We start from the raw sequence: 9,274 nt of genomic DNA, 5'->3' as shown, positions 1-9,274 counted from the left end.
GGCGGCCCGCTGGTCGATCAGATATTGCACGCGATGGAGCAGGCCGCCAGCAAGGGTGCGGCCTATAGCCGCTATGGCTCCGATCGCCTGAAACAGGCCTATATCTATGGCGCGCTCGACATGTCGCCGACCATATTGACACGCAGCTTCGGTTTTGGCTGGAACGTGGGCGGGTGGTTGCTCTTCTCCTTCCTCCAGCGCGCGGGCGCCGAAACGGTGGAGCGGATGCGCCAGCGGGTGCGCGACAATCTCACCACCATCTTCGCCAGTCGTTACCAGGCGCGCATTTCGCTCCAGGACGCGCTGACGCGGGAGGCGGTGCTCAACTATAATGCCCGGCGCACGGGAGAGAAATATCTGATCGTGCCAAACTGATCCGTCGGCGCTGCCGCTGGCGATAGGCTTCCCTTGAATTGTGGCCTTGCCCAATAAGACATCGCCCCGGATCGGGGGTGTCATGCAGGCTTCATACTCCCTTCCTACCGGGGTCGAAAGGGAGTTCCATCATGCACATCCGTTCGCTGGCGCTTGCCGCCATCAGCCTTTCTGCTTTCGCAACCGCCACCGCACAGGCCCAGACGCCCGATGGCGACGCGGATACGACGATCATCGTTACGGCACAGCTGCGCGAACAGGATGCGATCGACGTGCCGATGGCGCTGAGCGTGGTCGGGTCGCAGCAGCTCGACCGGTTCGGCCTCTATGAATTCGACTCGCTCTCGCGCTTCGTGCCCGGCTTCGTGGTGCAGAATCAGTCGCCCAACAATCCCGGCTTCGTGATGCGCGGCATCACGTCGGACAGCGGCACCGCGACCAACGAACCGCGCGTCTCGGTTTTCCAGGACGGCGTATCCATTTCCAAATCGCGCGGCTCCTACGTCGAACTGTTCGACGTCGAGCGAGTCGAGATCGCCAAGGGGCCGCAATCGACGCTTTATGGCCGCGGCGCTTTGATCGGAGCGGTCAACATCGTCCAGAACAAGGCGAAGCTGGACAGTTTCGAAGCGTCGGGCCGCGCCTCCTACGGCAATTATGACAGCTGGCTGGGCGAAGCGATGGTCAACGCGCCGATCGGCGAGGGCATGGCGATCCGACTGGCAGGCCGTATCCGCAAGCGCGACGGCTATGTCGAAAATCTGTTGGGCGGCGGCGACTTCAACTCGGTCGACACCAAGGCGGTCCGGGGCAGCTTCCACGGAGAGAAGGGCGACCTCAGCTTCGACCTGATCGGCAATTATCAAAAGGACAGCCCGAATGGCACCGCCTTCAAGTCGATCGCCTACAACCCGACCGATCCGACTACCGGCGCTGTAATCGGCGATCGCGGCCGCAATAGCGGTGCGGCGCTCGCAGCGGGGGCGGGTTTCGAGGGCGGCAAGGATCTGGGCCTCGACCGGCAAGTGTGGGGCGTGACCGGCATTGCCAAGTTGCAGCTGAATGACAGCTTCAGCCTCACCTCCACCACCGCCTTCCGTCGCTTCGACGCACTCGAAATCTTCGATGCCGACGGCATCTCACTGCCGATGCTGACCGCCGCGGAAGATGCGCGGGGCGAACAGACCAGCCAGGAATTCCGCCTGACCTATGAGGAAGGTCCGATCACCGCTTTCCTGGGCGCCAGCTACTTCCACGAAAAGGGCACGCAGCGCGTGCCGACCCAGTTCGATGAACGCGCCACGCTGGCTCGACTCGCTGGCGCGCTGAACGGCGGCGGCGCGATCCCCGGCCGACCCGCGACCGACCCGGTCCCTGCTGCGCTCCTTGCCAGCCCGGCCTTCACCGGCGCGTTGCTGCAAGGGGTGGCGAATGCCTATGGCGTCGCCCTGTCGAGCGAACAGGCGCAGGCGATCGGCGCCAACCTGAAATCCAGCCATCTGGAAAGCACCACCAACGGATCGCGCACCCGCGCCTTCGACTTGTTCGGCGATGTGACGATCCGCCTGTCCGACCAGTTCGAAATTGGCGGCGGTCTGCGCTACACGCATGATGACAAGCGCAGCACGTTCGTCTCGTCGGTGGAGAATGGCCGCTCGATCCTGGGTGGCTTCATAGGCGCGCTGAGCCAGCCCGAAGCGGTGCGGACCGCGCTGCTTCAGGCGCTTGCCGTTCCAGGTGCGGCCAGCATTCCGCCGTCGGCCGCCTATCCGGTGCCGCTCTTTGGCCTTGGCGCGCAGCCCACGGCCGGCAATGGGGGCGAGGACAGCGACACCCTGTCCAACGGCGGCTTTTCCTGGCGCCTGACCGCGCGCTACAAGCCGAGCGCGGACGCCAGCCTCTACGCCACCTATGCGCGCGGCCGCCGTCCCCAGATTCTCGCTGCCAGCGCGCCATCTGCGCCGCTGGGCGCGACGCGCTTTTCGGTGCTGGATTCCGAAACCGTCGATAGTTTCGAGGTCGGCGCGAAGACCGCGCTGATGAACCGCACCCTGTTCATCGACGGCGCGGCCTTCTTCTACCAATATGATAATTTCCAGACGACGGTGCAGCAGGGCACCCAATTCGTCCTGACCAATGCCGGCAAGGCGGAAAGCTATGGTTTTGAAGGCCAGCTCCGCTGGGTGCCGAACGACATGCTCACCCTGTTCGCGACCTATGCCTATAACCATAGCCGGTTCAAGACGGGGGTTCGCGACGGAAATCATTTCCGCCTGTCACCCGACCATAGCGCGTCGTTCGGCGCGGAGGCGTCGCTGCCCGTCGGCCCCGGCCGGATCATCTTCACGCCCAGCGTCACCTGGCAGTCGGAAATCTTCTTCGACGACGATAATGACCGGACGGACTTGCAACAGCCGCCCGCCGCGTTGGTCGCGGACAATATTCTGGACGAATTGCAGGGCAGCTATGCGCTGGTCAATGCACGGCTGGGCTATGAAGCGCCGGGCGGCGCCTGGCGGATCGAGGGCTTCATCGAGAACGCCTTTGACAAGAAATATATCATGGATGCGGGCAATACCGGCGACAGCCTGGGGATGCCGACCTTCATCGCTGGTGCTCCCCGCTTCTACGGCGTGTCCGCCAGCTTCCGCTTCGGCGGTGCGAAGTGAGCGGCGCCATGATGAAGCTCAACCGCCGCGTCGCCATCGGCCTGATCGGATCGGGCGCGGTTCTGCCCGGCATCGGCGGGGCGGCGACGACATCGCCCGCCGCCAGCTTCGTGCATGGCGTAGCGAGTGGCGATCCCACGATGCGCGGCGCCATATTGTGGACGCGGGTCACCCCGGCCGATCTGACTGCGGCCGACGCGATCTCGCTGCGCTGGCATGTCGCCGAAAGCGCGGATGGCAAGCCGGTGGAGAGCGGTTCGGCGCAGGCCCGCGCCGCGCGCGACTTCACCGTCAAGGTCGAACCGCGCCGCCTGAAAGCAGGGGCGGACTATCATTATTGGTTCGAACTGGCGGACGGCACCCGATCGCCGACCGGCCGTTTCCGCACCTTGCCCAAGGGCGCGGCAGCCGACGCCGTGCTCGCGGTCGTGTCGTGCCAGCTTTATCCCGGCGGCTTCTTTACCGCCTATGACTCGATCGGATCGCTCGAACGGATCGACGCGGTGGTGCATCTGGGCGACTATATCTATGAATATGGCGCCGACGGCTATGGCGCGGACATCGGACAGAAGATTGGCCGGACCGTCGAACCGGCGCACGAAATCGTGTCGCTGGCCGATTATCGGACCCGTCACGCCCAGTATAAGCGCGATTCCGGCTTGCAGGCCGTCCATGCGCGCGCGGCCTTCATTTGCGTCTGGGACGATCATGAAACCGCCAATGACAGCTGGATCGGCGGCGCCGAAAATCACCAGCCGGCGACCGAAGGTGATTGGGCCAAGCGCAAGGCCGCGGCGATGCAGGCCTATTTCGAATGGATGCCGATCCGCGATCCGCAAGGGGATGATCCTTGGGAGGCGATTAACCGTCGCTTCGATTTCGGCGACCTGGCGACATTGTTGATGGTCGAAACACGCCTTCTGGCGCGCAGCGAGCAGGCTGGGTTCAAGGGCGAAACGCCCGGCCGGTCCGAGGTTGAAGCCGTATTGGCGGAACGCAACCGGCCGGACCGAGAGATGCTGGGCGAACCGCAGCGGGCCTGGCTGGAGCGGGAACTGACCGCATCGGTCAAGGCGGGCACGCCCTGGCAGATTTTGGGTAATCAGGTGGTGATGGCGCGGGTCAATGGCCCCGACCTTGCCCGGCTGTTCGGCGCCGAAAAGGCGTCGGCCATGGTGGCGACGCTGGAGCCAAAGGTGCGGGCGCAGGTGGAAATGGCGCAGGCGGGGTATCGCGCCGGCCTGCCTTTCAACCTCGACGCGTGGGACGGCTATCCCGCCGCGCGCGAGCGGCTGTATGAGAGCGTCCGCCGGTCAGGTGCGCATCCGCTGGTGCTGGCGGGCGACAGCCATGCCTTCTGGGCCAATCAACTGGCGGATCGGGACGGCAACGCCATCGGCGTCGAGTTCGGCACATCGTCCATCAGCAGCCCCTCGGTCGGCGATGCGCTGCCGCAGGTGCCGCTGGGCTCGCTGCTGGAGCAGGCAAGCCCGGAAGTGCACTTCTGCGATCAGCGCGCCAAGGGCTATATTCTGCTAACGCTGACGCCCGATACGGCGATGGGCGATTATGTGGCGATGTCGACCATCTATGCCCCCAAGGCGGAGGCCGCGTCGCTCAAGCGCCTGACCGTTGAAGCCGGCGCTTCGACTTTCGTCACGGAGTAGGGCGACGCCTCGCAATTCGCAGGCTTGACTGGCGGCGGCGTCCGGATTCCTCTTCGGCCGCCGCCGCCCTTCTATTGACAGGCCGGGCCGCCCATTTAAGGGGAAGGCGCGGCCTTGCGAGGCGCGCGCCCAGCCAATTCAACAGAAAGACATTCCGTGTCCGCCATGCTTAAAATCACTCTGCCCGATGGTTCCGTGCGTGAAGTCGCGCCCGGCACTACCCCGGCGGACATTGCGGCGGCGATCGGGCCTGGCCTTGCCAAGGCGGCCATTGCCGCGCGGGTCGATGGCGAATTGCGCGACATCGGGCGTCCGTTTGAAGGCGACGCACAGTTGGCGCTGGTGACGAACAAGGATGAGGCCGATGCGCTGGAACTGGCGCGCCACGACTTCGCCCATATCCTGGCCGAAGCGGTGCAGGCGCTCTTTCCCGGCACGCAGATCACCTTCGGCCCGGCGACGGACGATGGATTCTACTATGACTTCGCACCCAGGGATCGCCCTTTTACCGAGGAGGATCTGCCCGCAATCGAAGCGAAGATGCGCGAGATCATTGCCGCCAACAAGCCGTTGCGCCGTGAAGTGATCGGTCGCGACACGCTGATCGCGCAGTGGCGCGCAGCGGGTGAGACGTTCAAGGCCGAATGGGCCGCCGAACTGCCGCAAGACGAGGAACTGACCGTCTATCATTCGGGCGACGGCTGGTACGACATGTGCCGCGGCCCGCATCTGGCGTCCACCGGCAAGCTTGACCCGCAGGCGTTCAAGTTGACCCGCGTGTCGGGCGCCTATTGGCGTGGCGATCAGAAAAATGCGATGCTCTCGCGCATCTACGGCACGGGCTGGCTCAACAAGAAGCAATTGGCCGAGCATCTGACGCGGCTGGAGGAGGCGGGCAAGCGCGACCATCGCAAGCTGGGCGCGGAGATGGACCTGTTCCACCTTCAGCAGGAAGCGCATGGCAGCGTTTTCTGGCATCCCAAGGGCTATCTGATCTGGCGCCAACTGGAAGCCTATATGCGCCGCGCCATTGACGAAGCCGGCTATCGCGAGGTCAAGACCCCACAGGTGATGGACGCGCGCCAATGGGAGCAATCGGGCCATTGGGGCAAATATCGGGAAAATATGTTCGTCATTCCCGACGAAGTGCCGAACGTCGAGGATCAAGGGCCGCTGGTTTCGGACGACGCCGACTGGATGGCGCTCAAGCCCATGAATTGTCCGGCGCATGTCCTGATCTTCCGTCAGGGGATCAAGAGCTATCGCGACCTGCCCCTGCGCTTCTATGAAAATGGCTGCTGCCACCGCAATGAGCCCCATGGCGCGCTGCACGGCCTGATGCGGGTGCGCCAGTTCACGCAGGACGACGCGCATATTTTCTGCCGCGAAGACCAGATTGTCGAGGAAGTCCGTGCTTTCTGCGCGCTGGCCGACCGCATCTACCAGAATTTCGGTTTCCGCTACTCCATCAAGCTGGCGCTGCGCCCGGACAAGCGCTTCGGCAGCGACGAGATGTGGGACAAGGCCGAGAATGAGCTGCGCGACGCGGTTGCGGCCGCGGGCCTCAATACGCCGGAATATGGCTGGGAAGAACTGCCGGGCGAGGGCGCTTTTTACGCGCCCAAGCTGGAATGGCATCTGACCGACGCAATCGGCCGCACCTGGCAGGTGGGCACGCTCCAGTCGGACCGCGTCCTGCCCGAGCGTCTCGACGCCTCCTATGTCGGTGAGGACGGCGAACGGCACCGGCCGGTCATGCTCCACCGCGCGATCTTTGGTAGCTATGAGCGGTTCATCGGCATTTTGATCGAACATTATGCCGGTAAATTCCCGCTCTGGCTGGCGCCGGTGCAGGCTGTCGTCGCCACCATCGTGTCCGACGCTGACGATTATGCACAGGCGGCGGTGGAGAAGCTGCGGGCGGCGGGCATCCGCGCGGAACTCGATATCCGTAACGAGAAGATCAACTACAAGGTGCGCGAACATAGCCTGGCCAAGGTGCCCAATCTGCTGGTCGTCGGTCGCCGCGAGGCGGATGAAGGCACGGTGGCGCTGCGCGAACTGGGCAAGGAGGGGCAAAGCGTCCTTTCGCTCGATGATCTCATCATCCGTCTTGAAAAAGAGGCGCAGGCACCCGATATGTAGTGAGGCAGAAATGCCGCAAGGGTGCGTGATTCCGTTACGGCGGCACTACGCACCCCTTTCGGTTTTGCGCAAAAGCCGCTAAGAGCCGTCCGTTTTTGAAACGACCATAGGAGATATTGCTATACGTCCCCCGATGATGCGCCGCCCGATGGCGCCGCCGCCGAAGTCCGGCCCCCGTTATAACGAGTTCATCAACGTGCCCAAGGTGCGCGTGATCGATGATGAAGGCGAAAATCTCGGTGTGATGTTTACGCAAGAGGCGATCGAGCAGGCCTATGAAATCGGCCTCGATCTCGTCGAAGTTTCGCCTAATGCCGACCCGCCGGTCTGCAAGTTTCTGGACATCGGCAAGTTCAAATACGAAGCCCAGAAAAAGGCGAATATCGCCCGCAAGACCCAGAAGACGCAGGAACTCAAAGAGATCAAGATGCGTCCGAACATCGACGATCATGATTATGATACGAAGATGAAGAAGGTCCATGATTTCATCGGCGATGGCGATAAGGTGAAGATCACCCTGCGTTTCCGTGGCCGCGAACTCAGCCACCAGCAGCTTGGCATGAACCTGCTCCAGCGCGTGGCCGAAAATGTCCAGGAAATCGCGAAGGTCGAAGCCTATCCACGCATGGAAGGCCGGCAGATGCTGATGGTGCTGGCGCCGAAATAACGGTTCCTGCGAATCGCGTGAATGAGGCGGCTTCGAACAGAGGCCGCCTTTTTTGTTGTCCTTCGGCGCACTTATGGCCGAGCCTGCCAGCAGGCGAGATGTTGTCGCTCGCCGAGCGGAAAGGACGCTGGATCGCCTCTTTCAATTCGTCGAAACCAGTCATTGATGCCCCAACCCCAGCCGAAGTGCTATGCAACCACCGCAATTCGCACCTCAAATGGAAGCCGTACTGACGCAGGGAAGGGGGGCAGGATATGCAGGTGATGCTGGATACCCGCCATGATGCGGGCGGAATGCCGACTGGGATTGCGGGCGAGGATGGTAAACCGGCTGCGGCGCTCGACCAGCGAAGTGAGGTTGGCTTTGCCATATGCCAACCCGAAGATCATGAGATCGCCCTCCCAACGACCAAAGCCGCTGCGATTGCTGATTTCGGGAGGGTGTTCGCCAATCATATTGGCAAGGGGGATATGCAGACCGAGGGGCTTGCGCGCATAGCGTTGCCGTAGAGACCTGGAAAAGGGGTCAAACCCCTATAAATCCTAGGATTTCGCACTTCAATCTAGAGTCCGCCCCAAAGCACGACACGACATGATAATCTCCACGCCCGAAAGTCGTGTGAAATTGATGATAATTCCGACCGACGAGGAGCGGATGATTGCGTTCCACTGCCTGACGGTGCTCAGGGAGATGCGGCGGATGACCGGTTGATCGGGCGGCTTAGAGTAAGCGCGCAAACATCGCCGCGCCGTTGCCGCGCAGCCTGGCGATCGTGCCTGCCTCCTCGCGCGAGACTGCAACCGTGCCAGCGAAGCTGTCGAGCAATGCGCTTACTTCGCGAAGGCGATCATGATTAATGCGATAAAAGACCAGCTTGTGATCGCGCCTTGTATCAACCAGATCGGCTTTGCGCAGCACGGCCAGCTGCTGCGAAAGCGTCGGCTGACCAATGCCGGCGGCCCGCTCGAGATCGCCAACCGAACGTTCCCCATCGACCAGCCCATGCAGAATCGCAAGACGCGTGACGTGAGCCAGCGCCTTCAGCAATTCAGCGGTAGCTTCCAGGTCGCTCATGTTCATGCCACATCCGGCACCGGTTGATAGAACCAGTCTGACGAGGCAGCAGCAGAAACGATGTCGGCTACCCTCTGGCTTGGTTCGCGCAAAAGATCATTGCCTGGCGTCCAATCGGCGGGGGCGAGAACGCCGCCGCCATGAACCCGTTGCAGGGCGTGGACGGTGCGCAGGATCTCCGGGATCGAACGACCGACTTCGGCGGGATAGTTGTTTGACGCCCGAAGCACGCCCTCCGGGTCTAGGATCATCATCGTGCGTACGGCTGCGGCATCGACCGCGTCAGGTGCGACCATGCCATAAGCTTTGGCGATTTCCATCGTGGGATCCTCAATGATCGGAAACCGTACCTCCACCCCGAAGCGATCATGGATAGCGCGTACCCAGGCAAGATGAGAGAAGAGGCTGTCGACCGACAGGCCGAGTAACTCGCAGCCGAGCGCTTCAAACTCAGCCGAAGCGCGGGTCAGTGCCACGAACTCGCTTGTGCAGACCGGTGTGAAGTCGGCTGGATGAGTAAAAAACACCAGCCAGCGTCCGCGATAGTCGCTTAGCCTGATCGAGCCGGCAGTGCTGCGCGCGGTGAAGTCCGGCGCAGGTTCGCCAAGGCGCAAAGGACTGGGTGTTCCGTTCATCATCGAATCTCGCTTCATCGATCTGGCCTTGCAATAGCAAGG

6 protein-coding genes and 3 pseudogenes are annotated in these 9,274 nt (G+C 62.6%); 6 read left to right on the top strand and 3 right to left on the bottom strand.

Annotation, left to right across the window (positions count from 1 at the left end):
- The 5 genes and pseudogenes from C100_RS41770 to infC form a co-directional block, all read left to right on the top strand.
- Positions 1-375, top strand: a pseudogene (locus tag C100_RS41770) (NADH oxidase); the annotation flags it as partial.
- Between the two features lie 131 nt (positions 376-506).
- The gene (locus C100_RS41765) at positions 507-3,044 is read left to right on the top strand and encodes a TonB-dependent receptor (RefSeq protein ID WP_024021071.1); all 2,538 of its coding nucleotides are present in this window, start codon (positions 507-509) and stop codon (positions 3,042-3,044) included.
- An 8-nt stretch (positions 3,045-3,052) separates the two neighbouring features.
- Positions 3,053-4,711 carry an alkaline phosphatase D family protein gene (locus C100_RS41760; RefSeq protein ID WP_235219122.1) on the top strand — a complete coding sequence of 553 codons (1,659 nt, stop codon included), beginning with the start codon at positions 3,053-3,055 and terminating at the stop codon, positions 4,709-4,711.
- 165 nt (positions 4,712-4,876) lie between these two features.
- Complete coding sequence (gene thrS, locus C100_RS41755; RefSeq protein ID WP_024021069.1) at positions 4,877-6,856, top strand: threonine--tRNA ligase; 1,980 nt, start codon at positions 4,877-4,879, stop codon at positions 6,854-6,856.
- Positions 6,857-6,989: 133 nt separating this feature from the next.
- Positions 6,990-7,523, top strand: a complete 534-nt coding sequence (gene infC / locus C100_RS41750; protein ID WP_024021068.1) for a translation initiation factor IF-3 — start codon at positions 6,990-6,992, stop codon at positions 7,521-7,523.
- A gap of 242 nt (positions 7,524-7,765) precedes the next feature.
- Here the strand turns inward: infC and C100_RS49575 are convergent.
- A pseudogene (locus tag C100_RS49575) lies at positions 7,766-8,038 on the bottom strand (IS30 family transposase); the annotation flags it as partial.
- A gap of 70 nt (positions 8,039-8,108) precedes the next feature.
- Here C100_RS49575 and C100_RS48400 point away from each other — a divergent pair.
- A pseudogene (locus tag C100_RS48400) lies at positions 8,109-8,234 on the top strand (hypothetical protein); the annotation flags it as partial.
- A gap of 9 nt (positions 8,235-8,243) precedes the next feature.
- Here the strand turns inward: C100_RS48400 and C100_RS41740 are convergent.
- Both C100_RS41740 and C100_RS41735 read right to left on the bottom strand, forming a co-directional pair.
- The gene (locus C100_RS41740; protein WP_024021065.1) at positions 8,244-8,603 is read right to left on the bottom strand and encodes an ArsR/SmtB family transcription factor; all 360 of its coding nucleotides are present in this window, start codon (positions 8,601-8,603) and stop codon (positions 8,244-8,246) included.
- Positions 8,600-9,250 carry a peroxiredoxin gene (locus C100_RS41735; RefSeq protein WP_024021064.1) on the bottom strand — a complete coding sequence of 217 codons (651 nt, stop codon included), beginning with the start codon at positions 9,248-9,250 and terminating at the stop codon, positions 8,600-8,602. The genes C100_RS41740 and C100_RS41735 overlap by 4 nt, the downstream gene beginning before the upstream one ends.
- Positions 9,251-9,274: the final 24 nt, after the last annotated feature.

Origin of the sequence: Sphingobium sp. C100 (assembly GCF_000508185.1) — a bacterium.
In the GTDB taxonomy this organism is placed as follows: Bacteria; Pseudomonadota; Alphaproteobacteria; order Sphingomonadales; family Sphingomonadaceae; genus Sphingobium.
The sequence above is the reverse complement of the archived record's forward strand: the minus strand, read 5'-3'. Positions and strand labels throughout refer to the sequence as shown.

Bases quoted from the DNA above. Each gene is read 5' to 3' on its own strand.
- C100_RS41765 (WP_024021071.1), top strand. From the start codon at position 507: ATGCACATCCGTTCGCTGGCGCTTGCCGCCATCAGCCTTTCTGCTTTC.
- C100_RS41760 (WP_235219122.1), top strand. From the start codon at position 3,053: ATGATGAAGCTCAACCGCCGCGTCGCCATCGGCCTGATCGGATCGGGC.
- thrS (WP_024021069.1), top strand. From the start codon at position 4,877: ATGCTTAAAATCACTCTGCCCGATGGTTCCGTGCGTGAAGTCGCGCCC.
- infC (WP_024021068.1), top strand. From the start codon at position 6,990: ATGATGCGCCGCCCGATGGCGCCGCCGCCGAAGTCCGGCCCCCGTTAT.
- C100_RS41740 (WP_024021065.1), bottom strand. From the start codon at position 8,603: ATGAACATGAGCGACCTGGAAGCTACCGCTGAATTGCTGAAGGCGCTG.
- C100_RS41735 (WP_024021064.1), bottom strand. From the start codon at position 9,250: ATGAAGCGAGATTCGATGATGAACGGAACACCCAGTCCTTTGCGCCTT.